The organism is Desulfoplanes sp. PS50, from assembly GCF_053851535.1.
In genome coordinates this window covers 37,573-61,735 of record NZ_JBSPZA010000024.1, presented here as the reverse complement: position 1 = coordinate 61,735, position 24,163 = coordinate 37,573, and the positions used below count along the sequence as shown (strand labels likewise).

The window sequence follows — 24,163 nt, the reverse complement described above, 5'->3', positions numbered from 1 at the left end:
CATGATCCGCTCGACAGAACCGAGATAGATCTGATTGACAACCTTTGGTTTGCCTTGAACCCGAGCCATTTCCCGGATGTAGTAGTAGGTCTTTCCCTGCTTAACCTTTTTGTGCAAGTGGGCCATGTCCATCACATACAGATTAGGGTCTTACATGTCAATATAAAATCGTAAAAAATGTTGAATAACGTGAATAAAACAAGATTGCATGGATATTAATTAGGGTCTTACGCAAAAAATTTTGACAACACGTTATAATCGTTAAGTTTTTATTGCTTTACGATGTCTCAACCCTGAAAGTCGAGTCAGAAATTCTGTCCGGTGGGGTTCATACCTTTTATCGCACAGAGTTGCGGTAGTATTTTTGTCAGAAGTACCAGCATGACGTATCGGGTCGAGAAAGTTTGCGGCCTGATATAGAACACGTGCCAGATAAAACCGACCAGCCGAATTGAAACGGCAAGCAAGCGATCCATGCCAGCCTTGTCATGGATACGGGTGCCGGTCGGCCGGGGAATAACGGTTTGCCCGTATGAAAAGGCGAAGATGCAAATTGCATCCTGATAATCCCATATCTTATAGGGATGCAAGTATCTTTTGTGATCAATCTGTATTACAAAAAGGATGCATTTTTATTTTGGTATGAGGCGACATCTTTCCTGACACAGGGGGATATCCAAGATGCGAACTCAAAGGCGATGTCCCGATGGGCAAAGGTTCCTCCTGCAGGCGGCCTGCTTTGGAGACGATGCCCTTGGCGTTGGTGCGGGTAATCCATTGTTTCGGGGTCAAGGTAAAGCTGTTCAACCCTGCCTGCATTCTAAACCCGTCGAATTCGACGGAATTAAAATTGGGGTTATGGATTTTCTCCCAGATGCCGAGGAATTCCAGCGTGTTCCGGTTGCGCACCCAGTTACGGATTAGATCGTCCGAGCGGTCGGCGTCACGGTGGCGGGCTATGTCCGTGAGTGAGATGTAGTCCTCCTCCGCCATGCGAGAAATGGTCACGCGCGTGTCCAGCACCTCGATGTCGCGGTTCTTCTTCATACAGCCACCTCCACAATCGTCATGGTGTCGTTGCCGAAGATATCCACCACCTTCACCGCGATCTTGCGGCGGCCCGGCGAGACCTCGTGCGCCACGCTTTTCAGCTCCAGGGAACGGTCTTTCTTTGTGCGGAAGCTCTGCCACTCGTTCTCGAAAATGTAGTCGCCCGTCCACTCCTCGCGCATCTCGCCGCTCGCCGGGTCTTGGATGCGAATAATCTCCCGCTTGCTCTCAAAGTCGAAATCCACGCTCCAATAGTCGATCCAGTCCGTCCAATGCTGCGTCAGTTGCTCGCGCTGGATGATGCCTTTCTTATCCTTGACAAGTTTCACTATCTGGCCCTTCTCGACCACAATCTTGCTGCCCGATTTCTTCTTGCCCAGTGCTTCCTCGGCTTGGGCGATGCTATCCTGCGAGTAGAACACCGAGAAATCTGTGAGTTCCACCGTCACCGCCATCGCAGGTGGCAGCCCCTTTTTGCCCTGGGTCACATGCGGCTTCACCTCGATGTAGCTCACATCGTGGAAAACAACCTGGTTCTTCTCCACCGCCCGCTTGTCGAAGACCTCCGCCGGGATGTATTTCGGCGCGATGTCAATGCCCTTGGCCCGCGCCTCGTCCAGTACATTGGGAAACAGGCCCATCTCGAACTCGAAGCCGAGGATATCCACCTTGGTGATGTGCTTCTTACGACACTCCAGAATGATCTCCTCCACGAACAGCCTTGTCACCGGAAGGTTGACCGGCCCGATCGCCACCAGCCGTCCGGCGCGCTTGCCGTGAAAGTGCTCGAACTGCTCCACCTTCTCGGCGCGGTAGGCTTTGAGGATGAGGTCGAGAAACGCCGCTTCCTTGGCTGCCAATTGCTTGGCCTGTTCCTCTTGGCGCAGGTTGGGGTTGATGCCCACAAAATGCTGCCGCTCGTACTTGCCAAGGTTGAGGATTTCAAAGGCACGGTAGTCCTTGCCGTTATTTTTGAGCTGCCGTTGCACCCCGATCATCCGCTTGCGTGTGGTGTGGATGGCGAATTTGCCCAAATCCGTGCAGATCCACTTGCGGCCAAGTTTTTCCGCTACGGCTGCGGTGGTGCCGGAACCGCAGAAGAAATCAGCGACTAGGTCACCTTCGTTGCTGGAGGCCTTGAGGATGCGCTCCAGCAGGGCCTCGGGTTTTTGGGTGGGGTAGTTTGCTTTTTCTTTAGCCTGTGAATTAACGGGAAAAATATCTGTCCAAAGCGTTTGCAATGGGACACCAGGAGTTTCGTCGAGGTATCTCTTTAAGCGAATACCTCCTGCTTTTGTAAAATGAAGACGTCCCTCACTGTCCAACCTTTCCATTGTTTCTATCGGACACCTCCAAAGTGAAGAAATCCCCTTGTAGCTGTAGGTATAACCTCCGCCACTTAATCCCTTTGCTGTTAAATCAGCATCAGTCCATAAACGCCCATCTGAGTCCGCGTTTCTAAATCGATTTTTATAATCTGCGGAATAATTACCATAAAGCTGATTCCACTTCCGTTGATACGACTTGGAGAAGTAGAATATTGAATCAACATTAACTCCGTAGTGCCCTGGGTCACTATGAGCGCTTGTTCGCTGCCAAGTTACCTCATTCTGGTAATTTGCAGATCCAAATACTTCATCCAGCACCAAGCGAATGTGTGAATTCACCCGCCAATCACAATGCACATAAATACTCCCATCCTCCGCCAACAGATCCCGCATCAGCACCAGCCGCTCGTAGATCATGGCGATGAAGGAATCCGCCCCCTTGCCCCAGGTGTCGCGGTAGGCGATCTCTTCAAGAATGTTGGGCTTCTTGGTGAAGGTGTCGCCGCCGATCTCGATGTCCATGGAGAAATCCGCGCCCACATCAAAGGGCGGGTCGATGTAGATCAGCTTCAGCCCGCCCTGCGCCTCGATCTCCTCCCGCAGCGGCCCGTTCTTGAGCGATGACAGAATCAGCTTGTTGTCGCCCCAGATCAGCTTGTTGGCCCAGCCTTTGAGTTGCCTGCCGCGGCTGTCCACGTTGAAATAGTCGGAAAGGCTGAGCTGCGTCTCCGGTCCGGACGGCTTCTCGGCCCGAGGCTCATCCACCTGCTCGATGGTCTGAAAGGGCAGGACGATGTTGCATACTTCGTTGGTCTTGCCGTTCCAAACCAACTCAACTTCGCGCTTGTCCTCAAACAGCAAAAAGCGATACTTCTCCGGCAACTCCTTGCCCGTTTCCAGAAAGCGGATGATCTCTTGTTTCTCCTGGTCGGTTAATTTCAGCATGTGTTATCCTTAATCTGTATTCATGAAGCCGCTGCCTCGGGCTTTGGAGACACAACACGCCGTTTACCCAGTCCGAGTTCATGCGGTTGTTCTGTCTCGTATAATCACCAATAAGCTGGATCATTGAATGCCTCAACACATGAAGGTCGTTCTTTGATAGTCGGAATTGGTTTTTCGGCTAAGGACTGGCCCAACCAACCTTCTGGGATTAAGAGCTTAAGTGGAGCCTGAATGACATTTTCAGACAAAGCATGAAATCCCACTTTAGAGTAATACGATGGATCACCATATGTGATAGCTACGGCTACAGATCGATTTTTCAATTCATTAAGGCCAAAATTTATAAGCGCCTGACCGACACCCTTTCTCTGATAATCTTTTCTAACAGCAACAGGAGCAAGCATGTAGACCTGGATGACTGTTTTGAATTGAAGGCGAGTAAAGAAAATAGCCCCAACAATTGATTCACCTTCATAGGTTCCGAAACAAATTATTTCTTGATTGTCGATCCTGGAAGATAGTTTTGAGGCAAGATTGCCGATAAGCCTGCCTTCCTTTTCTCCCTCAGACAATGTGAAAACAGACGTAAAAAGTTTTGCTACTTCTTCCTGGCTGTTTTTATTGATAATTTTGTGATTCATGCTTTACCTGTAATAATCGGCTTATAGACAGAACGATTTGTTATGTGGCTTCCTGATAACTCCGATATGCTCATGTTCGCATGATGCTTGTAGCTTTTAAGGGCTATGATCCGAATAGCTGGCAGATATCCAAGACAATTTTGAAAACCTTCTGGCCCAGAAATTCTGTCCGGTGGGGTTCATGCCTTTTATTGTACAGGGTTGCGGTAGTATTTTTGTCAGAAGTACCAGCATGACGTATCAAGCCGGGAAGGTTTGCGGCCTGATATAGAAAACGTGCCAGATAAAACCGATCGATCAAATTGAAACGGCAAGCAAGCGATCCATGCCAGCCGTGTCATGAATACAGGTGCCAATCGCCCGGGGAATAACGGTTTGCCCGTATGAAAAGGCGAAGATGCAAATTACATCCTGATAATCCCATATCTTATGGAGATGCAAGTACCTTTTATGATCAATCTGTATGACAAAAAGGATGCATTTTTATTTCAGCATGAGGCGACAGCGTTCCTGACATCGGGAGAACATATGGTATGTTCGTAATAATCCCGTTGCCATAATTCCCTGAAAATGGTGGCCAACCATGTTGTCCATCGTCGATTGTTCATTCATGTCTGGTAATGGATTTTACGCCTGAACAATATATCCGACCGTACCCGGTACCAATCCGTGTAGGGGCGAACCTTGTGTTCGCCCAATGTTCAAAAACCATGTAAATTCCTCGTGTTTTGAAAAATCATGGCGAACACCATGTAAATTCCTCGTATTCCGAAAAATCATGGCGATCACCATGTAAATTCCTCGTGATTTGAAAAAAGGGCGAACACAAGGTTCGCCCCTACGTGGGAATGGGATGTGCGTGATTTGGGGTGATCGGGAATGTGTCCTGGTCGATATGGGTACATGGAATTGGCAAATCATCCCAAACGGATGTTATTGTTTGACCCGTGTTGTTCCATACCATTTTGTCGGGTGCGATTTTCCCGGTCACATGCCCATTTCATTGGATTGTTGGCGATGTATTCCCGGATGTGGTTCAATTCATTTTCATTGCGGATGATATGTTCGTAATAATTTTTCTGCCACAATTTCCCCGGGAATGGCGGCCAGCCATGTTGTTTGACGCCGATTGTGTATTCATGTGTTGTAATGGATTTGAATGCCTGAACAATGCGTCCGACCGTACCCGGTAATGATCCTTTTGGACGAAGGTCCGATTCGTCCCCACGGTGTGTCTGGTTTGTCTGGCGATCGGACATTGGATGGATACGTTGTAACGTGAAAATGGCATGTATGTGATTTGGCATGACCACAAATGCATCCAAATCAACATGGTCGAAACGAACAGGTAATTGGCCCCAAACGAATGCCACCATGTGACCCGCATCATTCAATGCCATTTCCTCGTTTGCAATTTCACCGAACAGGCATTTTCGGTTCTGCGCGCAGATCGTTACGAAATACGCTCCGGCCTGTGAATAGTCGAATGTTTGCAGGCGAATAGATCGGCGATGATGGATATCGGGATTGTATTTCATGCCAATGTCTTATCAACGAATTGTTTGGTTCCGGGGACGCCTGTTTCGTTGGAAATGCGTCTGGGAAAAAGGGTATCGCGGGGCAACAGAGAAATGGCAAGGATGCAAATTGCATTTTGATAATCCCATATCTTACAGCGATGCAAGCATGTTTTGGGATCAATCTGTATGACAAAATGCATGTATTTTATTTCGGCATCAGGGGGCAATGGTCCTGACCCAGGGCGGTAATGGATTTAACCCCCTGAACAATGTGCCCGACCAAACCCGTATCACCCCGCCGACGTAGGGGCGAACCTTGTGTTCGCCCTTTTTTTCGGAACACGGGGGGTATCCGGTATCTGGCAATTGAACATCAGGGCGAACACAAGGTTCGCCCCTACAGGGTGTTTGGTCGTTTGTGATTGAATGTTGGGCAAATATACGATCCGGTCCCGCGATGCGTCTGGATCGTTTGTGATCGAACATTGGGCGAACACAAGGTTCGCCATCACGATGCGTTTGGATTGTCTGTGGTTGAACATTGGGCGAATTTACGATCCGTCCCCACGATCCGCCCCCACGTTTTTATTCATTGCAGGGCGCAGGTTCTGCACGATTTTCCCGTGACAATGCCGGGCGGTTTGGCAGTTCCTTTTCAGGCAGAAAGAAGGTAGAATAATTGTACCCGGCTGAACCGCTGTGCGCGGCAACGGTTCACCGAGGGTTTGGATGGTTCGACAACCATGTTTCAGGAGGAGGAAGGGATGGTGCTGGTCAAGGCCTTGAATCTGGATAAGAGCTATCAAACCGGGGAGATTGTGGTCCGGGCGGTGCGCGGGGTCAGTTTCGAGATCGAGCCGGGGTCGTTTGCGGCCTTTGTGGGGCCTTCGGGGAGCGGCAAGAGCACCGTGCTCAACATGATCGGGTGTCTGGACCCGCCTTCCGGGGGGAGCCTCGAGGTGGCCGGGCAGGATGTGAGCGGGCTTTCGCGCCGGGAATCCGCCGTGTTCCGGGGAGAACATATCGGCTTCATCTTTCAGGACTTCAATCTCCTGCCCGTGCTGACCGTGTTCGAGAACGTGGAATACCCGCTGGTCATGGTTCAGAAGCGTCCCAAAAAGGAACGCGCGGTCCGGGTTATGGAACTGCTTGAGGCCGTGGGTATGGCCGATCAGGCCGGGAAATACCCTTCCCAGATTTCAGGGGGGCAGAAACAGCGCGTGGCCGTGGCCAGGGCATTGGTCACCAATGCCAAGCTGATTCTGGCGGATGAGCCCACCGCCAATCTGGACAGCGCCTCTGCAGGGACTGTCCTGGACGTGATGAAGCGGATGCGGGACGAGTACGGGACGACCTTTATTTTTTCCACCCATGATCCCAAGGTCATGGAGCGGGCAGAAACCGTTTTCGCCCTGGAAGATGGATATTTGAAAGATTCGGGAGGGCATCATGGGTGATATCTTCAAGCTGGCCCTGCGCAATCTCTGGCGGTACAAACGAAGGACCCTGCTCACCTCGGCCCTGATCTGTCTGGGGGTCGTGGCGGTGCTCATGTTCGTGTCTCTTTCCGGCTCTTTCAAGTCCATGATGATCGGGCAGATCACCGATTCCATGCTCGGACAGATCCAGATTCATGGCCAGGGATATCTTTCTTCCATTGAAAGTCTGCCCCTGGATCGGAACATGCGCCCCAAACAGGTTCAGGAGGTTCTTGAAACCCTCGAAGCCATCCCCGAGGTCACGGCCCATTCCCAACGCATCCGTCTGGGCGCCATGTTCAGCAATTTTTCAGAAACGACCAATATCCGGCTCACCGGGGTGGACCCCGAGCAGGAGCTTGCAACCGTGCCCATGCTCGTTGATCGTGTCCTTCAGGGCACGGCCGAGGGGCTGCTTGAAAAGGGCGAGATCGTGGTCCCGGAACTGATCGCCAGGGGACTCAAGGTCTCGGTCGGGGATACCATTGTCCTGGTGGCCACCAACAAGGACGGTTCCGTCAACGGACAGCCCTTTGTGATCCGAAGCGTGCTCGAGGGGATCTCCGGTCCGGGCGGCAGGGACGGGCTGATTCACATTGACGATGCACGCTCATTGTTACGTCTTACTGGTGACGAGGTGAGCGAGATCGCCATCCGCCTTTCAGGAATGGAGCAGATGGCTGATGTCATGGCAGCCCTTGAGTCCCGGCTGGGATCTCTTGCAAATGACAAGGGCCGGCCGATATTCGAGATCCATTCCTGGGAGAGCCTTTCGCCCTTTTTCAATATCGCCCGGATGATCGATCTGATGACCCTGTTCATCAAGATCATGCTCGTGGCCATCGTACTTGTCAGCATCATGAACGTCATGATCATGGCGGTGTACGAACGGATCAACGAGATCGGGACCATCGCGGCCATCGGCACGGTTCCGGGCAGGATTCTCTCTCTGTTCGTTGCCGAGGGTTTTCTGCTCGGGGTGCTCGGGAGCGTGATCGGGGTGATTATCAGCGTGGCCGGTGTCGTGGCCATGAACGTCACCCGTGTTTCCTTTGATTTCGGTCGGCAGAAGGGGCTGGAACTCGCCCCGACCATCCAGGTTCAGGATGTCCTTCTGGTCATGGGGATCGTCATCATCATCGCCGTGCTGGCCAGCCTTCAGCCTGCGTGGAAGGCCTCCCGCATGGACCCGATAACCGCATTGCGTCATGTCTGATCCATCCTTTTGGATGGCAGGCATTCTTCAAGGAGAATCCGATGAAATACGTCATAATGGGGTGCTGTCTGCTGCTCTGCTGTTTCTCGACGGGGTACGCCCAGGAACTCGATGGCAACGCGATCTTGAAACAGGTCGATGCCAATATGCAGCCCGAGTCCTACGAGATGTACCGGAAGCTGATCAATATCGAACCGGATGGTTCCAAAAAGGAATTCGTCCTGTACACCGTGAAAAAGGGACAGGACAAGATGGTCGCCCTGTTTCTCTCTCCGGCCAGTGAAAAGGGCCGTTCCACCCTGCGCCTGGGGGACAATATGTGGCTCTACATCCCTGCCGTGGGCAAGCCCCTGCGGATCACCAGCCTGCAATCCGTTGTCGGGGGGATCTTTAATAATTCCGACATCCTGCGGCTGGATTACAGTGTGGAGTACGATGCCGTGTCCATCACTGACAACGGGGATGCCTATCTTCTGGAACTGCAGGCAAAACACGGGTCCGTGGCCTATGACCACCTCACGATGACGGTGGACAAGGAGGTTCTTCTGCCCACCCGGATCGAGTGTTATGCAGCCAGCAACATGCTCATCAAGACCCTTCACTACAGCGCGATCAAGGACTTTGGTGACGGATTGGTCCGCCCCTCCCAATTGGAGACCGACAGCCCGCTGAACAAAGGCTACAAGTCTGTAATGCTCTTTGCCAAGGTGGCCCGGAAGGATTTCAGGGACGAGGTCTTCACCCTCAACTATCTGTCCAAGGTCGATGAACTGCGCTGAAACAAGACCCTGGAACCCGTGTGGACCCTTGTGTGTCCTGACGCTCATTCTTCTGGTCTGTGCACCGGTCCCGGCTGGTGCAAGCGGAGATACGGCCGAAGCATGGGATGAGGACTTCAGTTTTGATGTGCAGGAGTTCGAGAAAAAGGAACTGGAGTGGGGAGGATTTGTCGAGCTGAAAGGAACCCACGCGGATGTGGATGCCGGCTCGGCCCTGTACGTTTTGAATAAGGGAACGAGCAAGGCTGCCCGGGATCAGGGGGTTGGATCGCTCCAGCTCGACGGGCGATACAGCCGGGATCTGTTCAGTCTGCACTGGACCCTCAAGGGGTTTTTGCAGGATGACGACCAGGAGGATTTCGATCATTCAGCCGATGTGTACGAGGCCTACGCCTCCTACAAGCCGACCCATGCGTTTACCGCCGGTCTCGGCAAGAAGAGCTATAAATGGGGCAAGGGGTATGCCTGGAATCCGGTCGGTTTCATCAATCGGCCCAAAGATCCCAATGACCCGGAAGAGGCCATGGAGGGATTCATCACGGCGGAAGCGGATCTGATCAAGAGCTTTTCCGGCCCGCTTAAGACCATGGCCCTGACAACGGTGGTGCTTCCCGTGCGCACGGATGTAAACGATGATTTCGGGCGTTCCGACCATGTGAATCTGGCGGCCAAGCTCTACCTGCTTTACCTGGACACGGACCTGGATTTCATCGTCTATACCGGAAACAGCCGGTCCACGCGCTTCGGTATGGACTTTTCCCGCAACCTGGCCCCCAATTTCGAATGCCACGGCGAGCTGGCCTATATTCCGAGCCTCAAACAGGCCCGGCTCATGGATGACGGCAGGGTGGAGCCCGGTGACGTGGAGGCCTGGTCCTGGCTGCTTGGGATCAGGTATCTTTCCGAGGGCAATCTCACCTCGATCATCGAGTATTACGGCAACGATGCGGGTCTTTCACCCCACGAAAGTGAACGGTTCTATGAACTCGTCAGACAGGGAGACGGGAATGACGCTGCCCTGCGCACGGCCCGCAACCTGGCGGAGTCGGGATACGGCAAGCCCCAGCCGGGACGGGAGTATCTCTATTTCAGGTTCAGCCAGAAGGAACCCTTTGGTATCCTCTACTATACCCCGGCCGTGACCTCGATCATCAATCTGGAAGACGGCAGTTTTTCCCTGACCCCGGAGCTCATCTACGACGGCCTGGAAAACTGGGAGTTTCGGGGACGGTTTTCCTGGCTTCAGGGAGGGCGGGAAACCGAGTACGGGGAAAAGGTGAACACCAGCAAACTGGAACTGCGGATCAGGTATTATTTTTGATAAGGTTCATTGCTTCAGACCCAAAGGTCCCCGGCATCACGTGGTTGTTGCACGATGAGATCATCATCTCGACCACAAACAGACGGCCCGGAAGACACATGTCTTCCGGGCCGTCTGCTTGTGAGGAGGTGAGGCTGATGCAATGTTTGTGGCTGTTTTATCTGGTGCGGTTGCAACCGGGGCCTGAACCGTCCATCATCCGCTGGCCGCCACCCATGCGTCCCTGCTGACCGCGCTGGCCCTTGTTGCTTCGGGGATGATGAAAGCCTCGCTGTCCGACTTCAAGACCGATCTCCTTTTCAAGGCGCTCTCTGAGTCCCTGGTGCTCACCTCGCATCTGGGTGTGCAGGGCCCCGATCTCCCTGACCAGTCCCTTGATTTCGTCAGGCTGGGTGTTGGGGTTGGGGGAGAGGGCCTCGAGTTCCATGCGCTTCTGCCACATGGTCTCGCGAAGCGGGGTCATCTTGTCCTGAAAGTCCTGCATGATCGCCTGGTAGGCTTCCTGCTTTTCCGGGGTCAGCTGGGCGATCTGATCGCTGCGATAATATCCCGGTCCCCATCCACAGCTGCCGGGACCTGCGCAGTCACCCCGATCGGGTCCGAACCCGCCACTTCGTCCGGGGCCGGCTGCGGCGAGAGATGCCAGGGAGACAACGGCTACCAATGCCAGGGTGATGATGAGAGATCTGTTCTTTGTCATGTCAGTCCTCCTTTGCGGATTGATTTTTGCTTGTTGTGCCCTAGATAAAGCAACGGGGATGCCAAGTGAGAAGGTGTTTTCTAATATTTTGGAATATAAAGTAAAAATAGTCTTGTGCAGATATCGATTTCCAGGGTGTTGGCCTGGAAATACTTTTGGTGTATAAAAATCGAACAGATCGGCGGATCAGGGTGTATAGAATTTAAACGGGTGTTCGTTTTTTTGCCGGCCGGAAGATCTGCCGCACACGAAGGAGCCAGATATATGTTGACCAGGCCCAAACACGGGGATGCGCCCCGGATTTTTTCACCCTGGGTGGTGATCGGGGGGGCGTTTATCCTGTTTGTCATTGTGACCGTATTGACGGCCATGAATATCAATCGGCAGCGTGAGGCCACCACCAGGGTGCTTCTGGAAAAGGGTCAGGCCCTGATCAAGGCATTGGAGGCGGGCTCGCGTATCGGCATGCGCGGTCGGTTCGCCCAGGGAATCCGGTTGAGCCATCTCCTGGAGGAGACGGCCAGGCTCCCTGGTGTGGAATACATCGTGATCACGGACAGTCAGGGGGGAATCATTGCCAGCGATGATTTCAGCCGGATTGGGGGCATGTTTTCTCCGCGATTAAACGACAGGCCTCTTGTGCCCTCGGATGAGCCCCAATGGTTTATGGACAGGGGGGCTGACAAAACCTCCCTGTTCGTGGTGTACAATGGTTTCAAACCCATCATGCCGACGCGTTTCAATGAGCATGGTCAGAATCTCAGGGAGCGTTTCCTGGCCTTTTGTCCGGGCCGGCCGACTCCCCATCACCTGAATCCCCCTCCCGGTCCTCCGGAAGAGATGTTCATCTATCTCGGGCTGGTGGCAACCGCCCTGGAAGATGCCCAAAAAGAGGATCTGATCCATTCCATTGTCATGTCCTGCATCATTCTCTTTATGGGCCTGGCCGGGCTCATCTCCCTGTTCTGGGCCCAGAGTCTCAGGGTTTCCCAGCGGCTGTTGAGCGATTCCCGCGCCTTTGCCTCGGAGGTGGTCAGCAATCTCCCCGAGGGACTGGTGGTTGTAGGCCCCCGGGGAGAGGTCTCCTTTCAGAACGAATCAGCGGCATTGCTCTGGGGAAGCGGAGCAGAGGCGGGTCGTGGTCGCCAGCAAGGGCAGGATATCCCCAAGGAGATCCGTCCGGTTATCCGGCAGCTGGACACGGACAGGGTGGTCACCGAGCAGGAGATTGTCTGCCGAACTGAAGGGGAGCGGGAGATTCCCCTGGGCGTGAGCGGTGCCAGAATCATCACCGAAGACGGCCGTTTCCTGGGCAAGATCGTCATTCTGCGTGATCTGCGCGAGGTCCGCCGGCTGCAGCAGGAGATCAAACGCAAGGAAAAGCTTGCAGCCATCGGGAGCCTTGCAGCGGGTGTGGCCCACGAGATCCGTAACCCCTTGAGTTCCATCAAGGGATTTGCCACCCTGTTTCGGGCCCGGTTCGATCCGAAGAGCGACGACCACGAGGCCGCCGAGGTCATGATCCATGAGGTGGACCGGTTGAACCGCGTGGTCACCGAACTGATCGAATATGCCCGGCCTTCGCACATCGCTGCCCGGAAGACGGATCTTGGAGAGCTTGTGGGGCACTCCCTCTCCCTGATCCGCCATGACCTGGATGCGGCACAGGTACGGGTGGAGGTCGATATCCCGGAGACGATGGCCGAGGTCTTCCTCGATCCGTACAGGATGCAGCAATGTCTGCTGAATATCTATCTGAATGCGGTGCAGGCCATGCCCGAGGGCGGGACCCTGGGCATTCAGGGCTTTCGGGCCGAGGATGGGCGGACAGGACTTCGTATCAGCGATTCGGGAAAGGGCATCCCCAAAGAGGATCTCTCCAAGATTTTCGATCCCTATTACACGACCAAAAATCAGGGGACGGGATTGGGACTGGCCATGGTCCTGAAGATCGTGGAGGCCCATGAAGGGGAGATCGAGGTCGCCTCACACGAGGGGCAGGGAACGGTTTTTACCATCCTCCTGCCCGGGGAAAGAAAATGATCATGAAGAATGGTGCCTCCACACACAATTCGCAGGAATCAGCCATGAAACCGAATATATTGATTGTTGATGACGACTCTGCCCATCTGACCATGCTCAGGACCATGCTCAAGGGATGGGGGTATGATGTGGATGAGGCCGGGGACGGGAGCACTGCCATCGAGAAGGTGGCCGGTCGTCCCTATGACGGGGTGCTCATGGACGTGCGCATGGCCCATGTGGGTGGGATCGAGGCCCTGCAGGAGATCATGAGATATAATCCGGCCATTCCGGTCCTGATCATGACCGCGTATTCCTCGGTGGAAACCGCGGTCCAGGCCCTCAAGTCCGGGGCCTACGATTATCTGACCAAGCCCCTGGATTTCGACGAGCTCAAACTCACCCTGGAACGGGCCATGGACCACACCCGCCTGGCGTCTGAAAACAGGGAACTGCGCAGGCTGCTTCCGGACAAGGGCACCGGCATCGTGGGTACGAGCACGCCCATGAAGGAACTTTTGGAGACCATTGCCACGGTCGCCCCAAGCGATGCGACCATTCTCGTGCAGGGGGAGAGCGGAACCGGCAAGGAGCTCGTGGCCCGGGCCATCCATGCAAACAGCCGCCGTCATGCCAGACCGCTGGTCACGGTGAACTGCGCGGCCCTGACCGAGTCGCTTCTGGAATCGGAGCTTTTCGGCCATGAAAAGGGAGCCTTTACCGGGGCGGACAAACGGCGGGAGGGACGATTCGTGCAGGCCCATCAGGGCACCCTGTTTCTGGACGAGATCGGCGAGGTGGCCCCCGGGGTCCAGGCCAAGCTGCTCCGGGCCCTGCAGGAGGGAGAGATCCAGCGGGTAGGCAGCGACAAGCCGATCATGGTCGATGTGCGGGTCATCGCGGCAACGAACAGGGACCTTCTGGAAGAGGTCAGGGCGAAACGATTCCGGGAGGATCTTTATTATCGGCTCAATGTCATCTCCCTGTCTGTTCCCCCGCTGCGCGACCGTCCCGAAGACATCCCGCTCCTCGCCCAGTTTTTCCTGGAAAAGTTCATGGAAAAAAATCACAAACATATCCGTGGGTTCTCCCCCAGGGTCATGGACCAGATGATACGCCATGCATGGCCCGGCAATGTGCGCGAACTGGAGAACGCCGTGGAACGGGCCGTGATCCTGAGTGCCGGGGAATTCATTGCCGAAAGGGATATGCCGCTTCTGACCCGGACATCGCAGACAAATTCAAAGGATGCTCCGGATACGGGGGTGGACCTGGCCGGCCAATCCCTGGAAGAGGTCGAGCGTCAGGCCGTCATGGCCACCCTCGAGGCCTCGGAAGGCAATAAGAGCGAGGCGGCCCGGCGGTTGGGAATTACAAGAGCGACCCTGCATAATAAAATGAAGAAGTATGGGGTGGGGTAGGGAAGAAAGTGCGCAGTACGCAGTGCGCAGGGCGCAGGAAAAGAAAGGAGACGGGAGACACGGAGACGGGAGGCGGGAGAAAAGGAGGCGGGAAAAGAAAGGAGGCGGGAGAAAAGGAGGCGGGAAAAGAAAGGAGACGGGAGAAAAGGAGACGGGAGGCGGGAGAAAAGGAGGCGGGAAAGGCGAATGAAAGGTGAATGTCTGTAGGGGCGAACCTTGTGTTCGCCCAAACCGGAACGAGCAGGTGGAAAAGAAGGGAGGCGGGAGAAAAGGAGACGGGAGACGGGATCGGTTCGGGGCGAAACACATTTTTTCAGGAATCAATCGTAGAGACGTGTGGAGCGTTGGTGCGATCTGCCCGTAATCAAGGAGTGGTGTATGAATGCACCGGTAATGGTTTTTATTTTTGTTTGTCTGGTTATTGTCATACTGATCGTGTTCGTCCGGCCCAGGATGAAGCCTCGGGGCAAACTGGCTTTGCCCAAAACCGTGGGGCTTCAGGTGGACATGGCGGATCTCGAGGCGGATCACAGCGGGTATGATCTCTATTATTGCGGGCGTATAGCTACGCCTTCGGCCCTTGTGTTCGTTCCCCGGCAGGGGACGATCGCGTGGATCCTTCCGGAAAAACAGCCCCACGGTTGGAAGCGGATTACCGACGAGACCCTGTTTGCCGAACAGCTTCGGCGTGTGAATCTCACGGATACCGGTGTCCGCAATCAATTGAAGGTGGTCCTGCCTCCCGGTGACATCAAGGGCAGGACAGCGGATCTCTGTCTCATCTACACCTCCGGTTCGACGACCCCCTATGCCCATGAGGGCGGCAACGGCTATGTGCTCCCGCCCGTACCCGAACGGACCAGCCGGGATTATGACCGGAACAAGTAGGGTACAAAAGGATCGATTTTCTGTCAGGGGTGCAGGGCAGGCTGTTTGGATGCTGCTGCAACGCGTTGCGCCACTCATAAATGGATAAACGAGGCTGTATGAAAATTGCCGTTCCAAGTACGACGTCCGATCTTGACGGAGTTGTCTCCTCCAGGCTGGGGATGGCCGACCATCTCCTGGTGGTCGAGACCGAGGACATGTCCTTTGAGGCCGTCCCGGGGCCGCCGCGTTCATCCGGGCCTGGAGCCGGAATCATGGCGGTGTCGCTGGCGGTGAACATGGGTGCGCGGGTCATCCTGGTGGGTCATGTGGCCCCGCACATTGCCGACGCACTGAAAAAACAGGGAATCGACGTGGTCACCCAGGTGACCGGGACCGTGTCCGAGGCTGTGAGCAGGTATCTGGAGGCGGGTACGAAACAGGATGAAGCGGATGCAGATGCCGTCCCTGCAAACGCAGCACCCGTGGATGTCTCCACCCCTGCAGAAACCCCTTGGGCGCGAGCCCTGAAACAGGGATTGCGCCAGTTTTACGCGCTGCTGCCGCGGCTTGTGGGGGTGGTGCTGCTGCTCGGGCTGGTGCGTGGTTTGGTGTCCCAAAAGGCCCTGTTTGCCCTGTTCCCAGGACGCGTTTTTCTGGATTCCTTATGGGGCGCCACAATAGGAAGCGTTTTGGCTGGAAACCCCGTCAACAGTTACGTGATTGCCAGAGGACTGCTCGATGCGGGTGTGGGGCTTGCTGCAGTCACTGCATTGATGCTTTCATGGGTCAGTGTGGGCGTGATACAGATGCCTGCTGAATCGGCCGCTCTGGGAATTCGTTTTACGCTGGTTCGCAATGTGGCCGGATTTGTCATGGCCGCGGGTATGTCTCTGGGTGTCATTTTCTGGCCGGGAGGGGGAATATGACAGCTCAACCAGAAATTCCTTCCGTTTTTCACCGTTGTCTGGCCCTTGCGCGTCCCTGGCTGTTCCCCCTGGGCGTTGGCTGCATGTATGGAATCGGACTGGTGACCGCCCCGGAGAAGATTGCCCTGGCAGTTGCCATGAGTGCGTCCATCTTTAAGCAGCTGGTTGTGCCCATTTGTCTGGCAGTGGTCACCATGGTTGTTTTCAACCGCTTTCTGTCCCCGGCATTGGTGAGCCGGTTTCTGGGGCGTAGTTCCGGAGTCAAGGGGATTGTTTTTTCCTCCCTGGCCGGCATCCTGTCCATGGGCCCGATCTATGCCTGGTACCCCCTGTTTCAAAATCTCCGCGACAAGGGGGCCTCGGTGTTCCATGTGGCCAATTTTATGGGCTGCCGGGCCATCAAACCCGTGTTGCTTCCGGTCATGGTGGCCTATTTCGGGTGGGGGTTCACTTTGTTGTTCACGGGGATGTGTCTTGCCGGATCCCTGATTGTGGCCGGTGGTGTCAGCGTGATGTGTTCGAAGGCGCTGGATGACATATCAGAGGGCAAGAAACGCTGAAACAGGCAGATGGGTGAGAATCTGGCCGCGTGCTGGGTGTCAATGGGTGCCTTTTTTGAAACGCGCAATGCCTTCGGCCGAATAGATGCCCACAGCGGTCCAGATGAGAATGAAGGTGATCAGATAGTTGAGGGAAAAGGGCTCGTGGTACACAAAGGCGCCGAGCATGAAGGCCAGGCTCGGAGAGATGTATTGGAGCATCCCGATCTGGATCAGGCTGAGCCGTCTGGCCCCAAAGGCAAACCCGAGCAGCGGCAGGGAGGTCACCACCCCGGCCCCCATGAGCAGACAATTGGTCTGCATGTTCATGCGGCCAAAGGCGCCGCTGCCCGTGACTGCCAGGAATATCAGATACCCTCCGGCAAACAGGCTGAGCACGGCTGTTTCACAGAAGAGACCGGGAAGGGATTCGGCTTTGACCAGTTTGCGAAGCAGTCCGTACAGGGCAAAGCTCACGGCCAGGGTCAGGGCGATGACCGGGAATTGTCCAAAATGCCAGATCCGGTTCGCCACCCCGGCAATGGCAAAGCCCACGGCCAGGGTCTGCAAAGGACGTAATCGGTCCCTGAAGATCACAAAGGCCAGCAGTACATTGACCAGGGGATTGATGAAATATCCCAGGCTGGTTTCCAGGACATGGCCGCTGTTTACCGCCCAGATGTAGACGAACCAATTCGTTGCGATGAGCAGGCTGGAAAAGAACAGAAACCAGATGGCCCTGAGGGAGGAGAAGACCGCCCAGACCTCTTGCCACCGGCCCTGAATCCCGATGATCATTCCTGAAAAAAACAACGACCAGACTATCCGGTGGCAGAGCACCTCGAACGCGGGGACGTGTTCCAGGGTTTTCCAGTACATGGGCAAAAGTCCCCAGGCCACAAAGGCTGCCATGGCGGCCAACAAGCCGGTTGAGGCTGGTCCTTCTGCTTGTGATCGTGGCGTCATCTTTTTCTCCAGTAAAGGGGATGCCTTTGTTTGATTATATCAGCCCGTGAATGTGCAATCCCTCAGGGCCGTCTGATGTTCGGTCACATCCCGGGTCCGGCTGTGAATCGGGAAAGGTGCATGTTTTTCATCTTTGGATCTGGAGTTCGCAGGACAGTATTGTGCGAACCGTAAAGCACAACCACATGCGTACCTGTTCAGGTCCGGTTCGTAAAAATTTCGACAAGGAGTGGGTGTGATCTGTTTCGAGCCTGACAGCTTTCCCTCGACCCCGGGTGTCTATCTGATGAAGGATAAAGCCGGGAAGATCATTTATGTGGGCAAGGCCAAAAATCTCAGAAAACGAGTGGCTTCGTATTTCCGGCCCACGGAACAGCTGCCTCTGAAGACGCAGGCTCAGATGAGCCGGGTCGAGAAAATCGACACCCTTCAGACCCGGACCGAAAAAGAGGCCCTGCTTCTCGAGGCCAGTCTGATCAAAAAGCACAGGCCCAGGTACAATATTGTCCTTAGGGATGACAAACAATATCTTCTCTTCAGATTGGACAAACGGTCCGAGTATCCGCGCCTGACCATTACCCGAAAAATGGTTCGGGACGGTTCCGTGTATTTCGGTCCGTTCACCTCGGCCTTTGCCGCCAGACAGACCTTGAAGATGATCAACCGGGTTTTTGCCCTTAGAAAGTGCAATGACCATGTTTTTAGAAATCGGATCCGTCCCTGCCTGCAATACGACATCGGCCGCTGTCTGGGGCCGTGCGTGCATCCTGTGCCCAGGGATGAATATGCTGCGATCGTCAGGCAGGTGGAGCTTTTTCTGAGCGGGAAGTCCAAGGATCTGCTCTCTGATCTGCATGCAAAGATGCAACACGCCTCGGAGAACCTCGCCTTTGAGCGGGCCGCACAATACCGTGATCTGATCCGGGCCATTGAAAAAACCGTTGAACCCCAGGCTGCAGTCCTTGCAACAGGCAAGGACCTCGATGTTGTCGCGCTTGTTGGAAATGATTATGGGTTGGTCATTTCCGTGCTTTTTGTCCGGGGGGGCAAGATCGTGGACGGCAAGCAGTTTTTCTGGCTCGGCATACAGGTGGACGAGACTGACCGGGAAACCCTGGTTGTTTCCTTTTTGGGGCAGTTTTACGGCCCGGATACATCCGTGCCCGAGCGGATCGTTCTCCCTTTTGCACTGGAAGACAACGCCCTGGAAGAGGCGCTTTCGGATTTCAGGAAAGGTGCGGTCAGGGTCTGTCGGGCCTGGGGGCAGGCGGAGCGCAGTCTGGTGGCCATGGCCCTGGCCAATGGAAGGGAATTTCTGCGCAAAAAACACAAGGACAAAAAAAACCTCAATCTGGCCAAGGCATTGCGTCTTTCTCAGGAGCCCCGTCGTATCGAATGTATCGATGCATCCCATCTTTCGGGTCAGGGGATGCGTGTGGGCATGGTTGTTTTTGAAGATGGCAGTCCCCGGAAAAACGATTACCGGATCTATGCCTTTCCCGAACTCGAGGGAGATGGCGATGACTACAGGGCCCTGGCAGGATTTTTGGCGCGTCGGCTCGAAGCCGGACCTCCCTGGCCGGACCTTTTGCTGGTAGACGGGGGCAAGGGGCAGCTTGCGGCCCTGGAGCGTGTTTTCAAGGATCAGGGCACAACCGGATTGTTCCCCATGGCCTCTATCGCCAAGGGCGAAACGCGCCGGGCAGGAGAGCTTGGCGACCGTATTTTCCTGCCAGGGCGAAAGAACCCCCTCCCCCTCAAGCCGGGAAGTCCGGAACTTCTTTATCTCCAGAAAATTCGGGACAATGCCCACAGGTTCGTCATCACCAGGCAGCGGCAGTCCCGGAAGCGAATCAGCCTTGATTCCTCGCTGGAATCGCTGCCCGGGATCGGTCCCAGGATGGCCCGGCATCTCTGGACGCATTTCGGGTCCATTGCGGCCATGAAGCAGGCCGGTGTGGAAGCGATTCAGGCGGTTCCTGGAATCGGTGCGAAAAAGGCGGCGGCCATCGTACAGGGGCTGGCTGGATTGAGCGGGGAGGAAGGGACGGATTGATCGGAAATGCCAAGAGATATCAGTGCAATCTTAAGGGCCCTATTTTTTCGGTCTTGAAGAGAACAGATTTGCCCTGGCGCAATCTACAGGACCGATTTGTTCGCGGGACTGGCTCACCCCGTTTCGGTTGGTTTGAAACTCTCCCGCCGATACTTCAGGCGGTTGGGTGAGAAGAAATTTGCTGCGCGCAAGCCGCAAGGCTTTTTGTTTTTTGCAAGAGGCTGCGGTTTGAAAGCCTGTCGCAGATGAAGGGCGAATTTTGCGTCCTTTTCATGTGCGGCCTGGTTGACTTATGGTTTATCAGTTCAGGATAGAAGGGTTTTTGTTGTTTTGGAGCAGTTATTGCTTATTCTATTGACAGGTTGTTTTTGACGACTTATTCTGATTCTATTCAACATAAACATGGCCCCTGATTGTTTGAGATAATGCATAACCGGGCCAGGAGGTTAGAGGTATGAAGATAGCCATCAGCGCACAGCAGAACAGTTTGACAAGCCCCATTGATCCCCGGTTTGGCCGGGCTCAGGGATTTATCATCTATGACACGGAAACCCGGACCCATCAGTGGCTGGACAATCAGAATATGGATCTCGCTCAGAGCGCAGGCATTCAGACCGCTCAAATGGTCGTGCAGGCAGGCGCCCAGACCGTGATTACCGGTCAGGTGGGTCCCAAGGCTCAGGCGGCGCTGGAGCAGGGAAATATCAGGATTGTGAGTACCGGGGCAGCCACGGTTGAGCAGGCCGTTGAGGAATTTGAGAGCGGCAAGGCTCCCACCCCTGCACACGGACAGGGTAGGCAGCAGCCCGGACAGGCTGGAGGTGCCGGTATGGGCGCCGGGATGGGTCGAGGCATGGGCCAAGGCGGCGGCATGGGATCCGGAGTAGGCCGGGGTATGGGTCGAGGCATGGGACGTGGCATGGGCCGGGGTGCCGGCGGCATGGGTCCCGGCGGCGGTCAGGGCCGAGGCCGGAACAGGTAGCGAGCACGCTTCAGAAAATAAAGCGCATAAAAAAAGCCGGGAAATCCCGGCTTTTTTTATTGGATCGACAGGTAGTCGATTAATGATCACAGATGTTCTGACCGGTCTTCAGCGTGCCATTCAGATATGCTGTGGCCAGTTCTTCGGGAGACCCGCCCTGGGCACCAACAAGGACCTTCACTCCTGCATCGGTGAACAGACTCTGGGCCCGGGCACCCATGCCGCCTGTGATGACCAGATGGGCACCCTGATCGGCAACCCATTTGGGCAGGACGCCGGGTTCATGGGGCGGAGGATTGAGGAATTCGGTTCCAAGAACCGTCTTGGTTGTTTCGTCAACGCTGACCATGGCGAATTGTTCGCAATGACCGAAATGCATACACAAAAGACCGTTAGCGACAGGGACGGCGATTTTCATGGTTGCTTTTTCTCCTTCGGATGTGACAGGGGATTGAGGTTGTGCGGCCGTGGGGGCCTTGGTGCCATCCTGCAGGCTTCCGGACATGGCCAGAATGGGTTTGACGATCCGCCCCATGGCCTTGGCAGCCTCGCTTTCATGATGGACTTTGACATAGACATACCCCTCGTCACCGGCACGGACCACTTCGGGATCAATGGGAATGCGGCCAAGGAAGTTGACCTCCATTTCCTGGGCAAGGGCTTCTCCACCCCCCGGAGGAAAGATGTCCACGGTTTCGCCGCATTTGGGACAGACAAACCCGCCCATGTTTTCGATGATACCAAGGATGGGATTGCCTATCTGATGGCAGAAGGTCACGGAACGGCGAACATCGTCAACGGCCACACCCTGGGGAGTGGTCACGACGACCGCCTGGGCGTCCTTGCCCAAAAGCTGCAGGGCGGACATGGGTTCGTCACCGGTACCCGGAGGGCAGTCCACGACCAGGAAATCCAGATCGCCCCAGGCGACGTCCTCGATGAACTGTTTGATGAGACCCATTTTGATCGGGCCGCGCCAGATGACGGCGTCCTTTTCATCGGGGATCATGAAGCCCAGGGACATGACCCAGAGATTGGGGCTCCACTGGACCGGTTCGATGTAATTTTTTTCAATATGCGGTTTTTCACCCTTGAGGCTCAGCAGCCGGGGGACACTTGGACCGTGGACATCCACGTCCAGAAGGCCGACGCGCTTGCCGGCCATGGACAGGGCCACGGCAATGTTCGCCGCCACGGTGCTCTTTCCCACGCCCCCCTTGCCGGAGAGAACCACAATTTTATGTTTGATTCGACCGAGGGCTTTTTGCAGTTTTTCATCTTTGTTCCCGCAATCCTCACAGCTTCCGCCGGCGCAGGATGAACATTGTTCAGACATTGGTGCCTCCCGTAAAGACAACTAGGGTTGATTGCAACATAGTGTACAGGGCCGTTTCTTCCGGCACGGCCGGATACCTTAATTACTGGTTGGTTTGGTGTGTTTGAGAATGGTTTCCCACATGGGGGGAAAGAGTTTGCCGATCCCGTCGGGATCATATTCCACGATACTCAGCCGCCTGACCTGGGCCTCGGTGAACTTGGGATCATAAGGCAACGTGCCTAGTAGTGGAATCTTTTGAGTCTGGCAATACACTTTCATTTTGTCCACGAGCTCGGGATTGATGTCCGCCTTGTTGATCAGGACCATGGTCGGAATCTTGAAATGGGTGGTCAACGCGTGAACCCGTTCCATGTCATGGACGGCAGAGACCGTGGGTTCGGCGACAATGATCGCCAGCCCGGCGTTGCTCAACGAGGCGATCACCGGACAGCCGATGCCTGGTGACCCATCCACGAGCACCGTATCGATGTCAAGAGAGACCGCCTTGTCATGGGCCTCGGTCCGGACCAGAGAGACGAGCTTGCCTGAATTTTCCTCCCCGATGCCGAGTTCGGCATGGATCATACTTCCATGCCGGGTTACGGATTTATACCATTCGCCGCACAGCCGGGGATACATGCGGGCTGCGCCTTCAGGGCAGACATATTCGCAGACCCCGCATCCCTCACAATGCTCCTGGATGACTGTAAAATCATCTGAAATAGCGTGAAATCGGCAATGCTCCTGACAGATGCCGCAGCCGATGCATGTATCCGGATCTATTTGAGCCAGCTCGCCGCTCCAGAACTCGTGGGTCTCCTCGATTTCGGGATCCAGAATGAGATGGAGGTCGGCTGCGTCTACATCGCAATCGGCGAGTACTTTTTTCGGTCCGCTTCCGGCAAGGGCTGCAACCGCGCTGGTTTTACCCGTTCCTCCCTTGCCGCTTATGACGACGATCTCTTTCATGATTGTTCCCCCTTGTTCATGAGGCTTGTCACCCGATCCCACAAGGCCTGATAACTTTTCTTAAAGCTCGGGAAGGCATCGATGAGCAGTTCACCTTTGGAGTAGGCGGTTGCGGCTTCCTGGGTATGGGGAATGGAGGCGATAAGCGGGATGGATTCTTTTTCGAGATATTTTTCCACACAATCATCGCCCATACCGGCACGGTTGACGACTACGCCAAAAGGATAACCGAGTTTGCGCATCAGTCCCACGGCGAGGCGGAGATCATTGAGCCCGAAGGGCGTGGGTTCCGTGACCAGAATGACGAAATCCGCACCCTGCAGCGATTCGATGACCGGGCAGGAGGTGCCGGGAGGGCAGTCGAGAAGCTGGATATCGTTGTACGAGGCGTCTTCCTTGACCCTGCTGATAAGAGGCGGGGCCATGGCCTCGCCGATTCGGAGCAGTCCGCCGTAAAAGTCGACCCCGCGTCCCTGCCCGTGCCGCAGGGTGCCCACCTCGCGGACCGTGTCGGAGATGGCGTCGGCCGGACAGACCAGATTGCACAGCCCGCAGCTGTGGCAGAGCTCCGGGAAGACCATGATGGAATTGACCATCCAGATCATGGCCTTGAACTTACAGGCCTGTGAACATTTCTGGCAGGATTCTCCGAGACACTTTGCATCGTCGATTTTGGGAACGGGAACGTATTCGGTTTTTTCGTCCTGCCATGTGGTGGACAGGAAAAAATGGGAATTGGGCTCCTCGACGTCGCAATCGACCAGAGTCACCTGACGACCCATGTCTTTTAACAAGGCGGCAAGATTGACGGAAATGGTTGTTTTACCTGTTCCGCCCTTGCCGCTGGCAATGGCGATTTTCATGCTGGCTCCTAAAATTTTCGGGTCATGGGGGCCCCGCAGCGGGGGCAGGTGATAGATTCGCACGGCTTTCCCTTGCGATGGGGAGAGGATGTTCCGCATTGTCTGCAGAAACACAGGGAACCGGGCACGTACGTCTCGGGGTTGTGTTCAGGAGGTCGTTTCGAGACTCTTGAGTTCAATGTGGAAAGGCAAGAATTGGTACATTGATCCATGACAATCATTCCTTAACAACGGATCACAAAACAAAACAGGC

General features: G+C 55.0%; 20 protein-coding genes. 11 read left to right on the top strand and 9 right to left on the bottom strand.

Annotated features, from left to right (window positions below; all coding sequences use genetic code 11):
• Positions 1–603: 603 nt before the first annotated feature.
• From ACTVJH_RS11350 to ACTVJH_RS11335, 4 genes are all read right to left on the bottom strand, one after another.
• Positions 604–1,047: a KilA-N domain-containing protein gene (locus ACTVJH_RS11350; protein WP_455990634.1), complete on the bottom strand. Its 444-nt coding sequence runs from the start codon at positions 1,045–1,047 to the stop codon at positions 604–606.
• Positions 1,044–3,323: a site-specific DNA-methyltransferase gene (locus tag ACTVJH_RS11345; protein ID WP_455990631.1), complete on the bottom strand. Its 2,280-nt coding sequence runs from the start codon at positions 3,321–3,323 to the stop codon at positions 1,044–1,046. Before ACTVJH_RS11345 ends, ACTVJH_RS11350 begins: the two co-directional genes overlap by 4 nt.
• A 104-nt stretch (positions 3,324–3,427) precedes the next feature.
• The gene (locus tag ACTVJH_RS11340) at positions 3,428–3,964 is read right to left on the bottom strand and encodes a GNAT family N-acetyltransferase (protein ID WP_455990628.1); all 537 of its coding nucleotides are present in this window, start codon (positions 3,962–3,964) and stop codon (positions 3,428–3,430) included.
• Between the two features lie 917 nt (positions 3,965–4,881).
• Positions 4,882–5,502 (bottom strand): transposase, encoded by a 621-nt coding sequence (locus ACTVJH_RS11335; protein ID WP_455990625.1) that lies wholly within the window; start codon positions 5,500–5,502, stop codon positions 4,882–4,884.
• A gap of 746 nt (positions 5,503–6,248) precedes the next feature.
• On the opposite strand from ACTVJH_RS11335, the gene ACTVJH_RS11330 reads away from it, so the two are divergent.
• Genes ACTVJH_RS11330 through ACTVJH_RS11315 form a run of 4 tightly spaced genes read left to right on the top strand, consistent with a single transcriptional unit; the run spans position 6,249 to position 10,278 of the window.
• A complete protein-coding gene (locus ACTVJH_RS11330) occupies positions 6,249–6,941 on the top strand; it encodes an ABC transporter ATP-binding protein (protein WP_455990622.1) in 693 nt (230 codons plus the stop codon).
• Positions 6,934–8,178: an ABC transporter permease gene (locus ACTVJH_RS11325; RefSeq protein WP_455990619.1), complete on the top strand. Its 1,245-nt coding sequence runs from the start codon at positions 6,934–6,936 to the stop codon at positions 8,176–8,178. Before ACTVJH_RS11330 ends, ACTVJH_RS11325 begins: the two co-directional genes overlap by 8 nt.
• Before the next feature lie 41 nt (positions 8,179–8,219).
• Positions 8,220–8,957 carry an outer membrane lipoprotein-sorting protein gene (locus ACTVJH_RS11320; protein WP_455990616.1) on the top strand — a complete coding sequence of 246 codons (738 nt, stop codon included), beginning with the start codon at positions 8,220–8,222 and terminating at the stop codon, positions 8,955–8,957.
• Between the two features lie 28 nt (positions 8,958–8,985).
• On the top strand, positions 8,986–10,278 hold the full coding sequence (locus tag ACTVJH_RS11315) for a hypothetical protein (protein WP_455990613.1): 1,293 nt from the start codon (positions 8,986–8,988) through the stop codon (positions 10,276–10,278).
• Between the two features lie 157 nt (positions 10,279–10,435).
• Here the strand turns inward: ACTVJH_RS11315 and ACTVJH_RS11310 are convergent, their stop codons facing one another.
• Positions 10,436–10,978, bottom strand: coding sequence for a Spy/CpxP family protein refolding chaperone (locus tag ACTVJH_RS11310; RefSeq protein ID WP_455990610.1), 543 nt, complete (start codon positions 10,976–10,978; stop codon positions 10,436–10,438).
• Positions 10,979–11,242: 264 nt separating this feature from the next.
• On the opposite strand from ACTVJH_RS11310, the gene ACTVJH_RS11305 reads away from it, so the two are divergent.
• The 5 genes from ACTVJH_RS11305 to ACTVJH_RS11285 all read left to right on the top strand — a co-directional run bounded on the left by ACTVJH_RS11305 (position 11,243) and on the right by ACTVJH_RS11285 (position 16,777).
• Entirely contained in the window at positions 11,243–13,021 is a 1,779-nt protein-coding gene (locus ACTVJH_RS11305) for an ATP-binding protein (protein WP_455990607.1), read from the top strand.
• A 44-nt stretch (positions 13,022–13,065) separates the two neighbouring features.
• The gene (locus ACTVJH_RS11300) at positions 13,066–14,421 is read left to right on the top strand and encodes a sigma-54-dependent transcriptional regulator (protein WP_455990604.1); all 1,356 of its coding nucleotides are present in this window, start codon (positions 13,066–13,068) and stop codon (positions 14,419–14,421) included.
• Between the two features lie 378 nt (positions 14,422–14,799).
• Positions 14,800–15,309 carry a hypothetical protein gene (locus tag ACTVJH_RS11295; RefSeq protein WP_455990601.1) on the top strand — a complete coding sequence of 170 codons (510 nt, stop codon included), beginning with the start codon at positions 14,800–14,802 and terminating at the stop codon, positions 15,307–15,309.
• A 98-nt stretch (positions 15,310–15,407) separates the two neighbouring features.
• The gene (locus ACTVJH_RS11290) at positions 15,408–16,217 is read left to right on the top strand and encodes a NifB/NifX family molybdenum-iron cluster-binding protein (RefSeq protein WP_455990598.1); all 810 of its coding nucleotides are present in this window, start codon (positions 15,408–15,410) and stop codon (positions 16,215–16,217) included.
• Positions 16,214–16,777, top strand: a complete 564-nt coding sequence (locus ACTVJH_RS11285; protein WP_455990595.1) for a hypothetical protein — start codon at positions 16,214–16,216, stop codon at positions 16,775–16,777. The genes ACTVJH_RS11290 and ACTVJH_RS11285 overlap by 4 nt, the downstream gene beginning before the upstream one ends.
• A gap of 39 nt (positions 16,778–16,816) precedes the next feature.
• Here ACTVJH_RS11285 and rarD read toward each other — a convergent pair whose 3' ends face one another.
• Complete coding sequence (rarD, locus tag ACTVJH_RS11280) at positions 16,817–17,722, bottom strand: EamA family transporter RarD (RefSeq protein WP_455990592.1); 906 nt, start codon at positions 17,720–17,722, stop codon at positions 16,817–16,819.
• A gap of 235 nt (positions 17,723–17,957) precedes the next feature.
• Here rarD and uvrC point away from each other — a divergent pair, with 235 nt between their 5' ends.
• Both uvrC and ACTVJH_RS11270 read left to right on the top strand, forming a co-directional pair.
• Positions 17,958–19,778 carry an excinuclease ABC subunit UvrC gene (gene uvrC, locus ACTVJH_RS11275; RefSeq protein ID WP_455990589.1) on the top strand — a complete coding sequence of 607 codons (1,821 nt, stop codon included), beginning with the start codon at positions 17,958–17,960 and terminating at the stop codon, positions 19,776–19,778.
• Between the two features lie 454 nt (positions 19,779–20,232).
• Positions 20,233–20,760: a NifB/NifX family molybdenum-iron cluster-binding protein gene (locus tag ACTVJH_RS11270; protein ID WP_455990586.1), complete on the top strand. Its 528-nt coding sequence runs from the start codon at positions 20,233–20,235 to the stop codon at positions 20,758–20,760.
• A gap of 79 nt (positions 20,761–20,839) precedes the next feature.
• Here ACTVJH_RS11270 and ACTVJH_RS11265 read toward each other — a convergent pair whose 3' ends face one another.
• The 3 genes from ACTVJH_RS11265 to ACTVJH_RS11255 form a co-directional block, all read right to left on the bottom strand.
• Positions 20,840–22,096 (bottom strand): iron-sulfur cluster carrier protein MrpORP, encoded by a 1,257-nt coding sequence (locus tag ACTVJH_RS11265; protein WP_455990583.1) that lies wholly within the window; start codon positions 22,094–22,096, stop codon positions 20,840–20,842.
• Between the two features lie 78 nt (positions 22,097–22,174).
• Positions 22,175–23,047, bottom strand: coding sequence for an ATP-binding protein (locus ACTVJH_RS11260; RefSeq protein ID WP_455990580.1), 873 nt, complete (start codon positions 23,045–23,047; stop codon positions 22,175–22,177).
• Positions 23,044–23,910, bottom strand: coding sequence for a nucleotide-binding protein (locus ACTVJH_RS11255; RefSeq protein WP_455990577.1), 867 nt, complete (start codon positions 23,908–23,910; stop codon positions 23,044–23,046). The genes ACTVJH_RS11260 and ACTVJH_RS11255 overlap by 4 nt, the downstream gene beginning before the upstream one ends.
• Positions 23,911–24,163 lie beyond the last annotated feature (253 nt).

What these genes read in the sequence shown, in the direction of transcription:
- ACTVJH_RS11350 (WP_455990634.1), bottom strand. Translation starts at nt 1,047, where the DNA reads ATGAAGAAGAACCGCGACATCGAGGTGCTGGACACGCGCGTGACCATT.
- ACTVJH_RS11345 (WP_455990631.1), bottom strand. Translation starts at nt 3,323, where the DNA reads ATGCTGAAATTAACCGACCAGGAGAAACAAGAGATCATCCGCTTTCTG.
- ACTVJH_RS11340 (WP_455990628.1), bottom strand. Translation starts at nt 3,964, where the DNA reads ATGAATCACAAAATTATCAATAAAAACAGCCAGGAAGAAGTAGCAAAA.
- ACTVJH_RS11335 (WP_455990625.1), bottom strand. Translation starts at nt 5,502, where the DNA reads ATGAAATACAATCCCGATATCCATCATCGCCGATCTATTCGCCTGCAA.
- ACTVJH_RS11330 (WP_455990622.1), top strand. Translation starts at nt 6,249, where the DNA reads ATGGTGCTGGTCAAGGCCTTGAATCTGGATAAGAGCTATCAAACCGGG.
- ACTVJH_RS11325 (WP_455990619.1), top strand. Translation starts at nt 6,934, where the DNA reads ATGGGTGATATCTTCAAGCTGGCCCTGCGCAATCTCTGGCGGTACAAA.
- ACTVJH_RS11320 (WP_455990616.1), top strand. Translation starts at nt 8,220, where the DNA reads ATGAAATACGTCATAATGGGGTGCTGTCTGCTGCTCTGCTGTTTCTCG.
- ACTVJH_RS11310 (WP_455990610.1), bottom strand. Translation starts at nt 10,978, where the DNA reads ATGACAAAGAACAGATCTCTCATCATCACCCTGGCATTGGTAGCCGTT.
- ACTVJH_RS11305 (WP_455990607.1), top strand. Translation starts at nt 11,243, where the DNA reads ATGTTGACCAGGCCCAAACACGGGGATGCGCCCCGGATTTTTTCACCC.
- ACTVJH_RS11300 (WP_455990604.1), top strand. Translation starts at nt 13,066, where the DNA reads ATGAAACCGAATATATTGATTGTTGATGACGACTCTGCCCATCTGACC.
- ACTVJH_RS11295 (WP_455990601.1), top strand. Translation starts at nt 14,800, where the DNA reads ATGAATGCACCGGTAATGGTTTTTATTTTTGTTTGTCTGGTTATTGTC.
- ACTVJH_RS11290 (WP_455990598.1), top strand. Translation starts at nt 15,408, where the DNA reads ATGAAAATTGCCGTTCCAAGTACGACGTCCGATCTTGACGGAGTTGTC.
- ACTVJH_RS11285 (WP_455990595.1), top strand. Translation starts at nt 16,214, where the DNA reads ATGACAGCTCAACCAGAAATTCCTTCCGTTTTTCACCGTTGTCTGGCC.
- rarD (WP_455990592.1), bottom strand. Translation starts at nt 17,722, where the DNA reads ATGACGCCACGATCACAAGCAGAAGGACCAGCCTCAACCGGCTTGTTG.
- ACTVJH_RS11270 (WP_455990586.1), top strand. Translation starts at nt 20,233, where the DNA reads ATGAAGATAGCCATCAGCGCACAGCAGAACAGTTTGACAAGCCCCATT.
- ACTVJH_RS11265 (WP_455990583.1), bottom strand. Translation starts at nt 22,096, where the DNA reads ATGTCTGAACAATGTTCATCCTGCGCCGGCGGAAGCTGTGAGGATTGC.
- ACTVJH_RS11260 (WP_455990580.1), bottom strand. Translation starts at nt 23,047, where the DNA reads ATGAAAGAGATCGTCGTCATAAGCGGCAAGGGAGGAACGGGTAAAACC.
- ACTVJH_RS11255 (WP_455990577.1), bottom strand. Translation starts at nt 23,910, where the DNA reads ATGAAAATCGCCATTGCCAGCGGCAAGGGCGGAACAGGTAAAACAACC.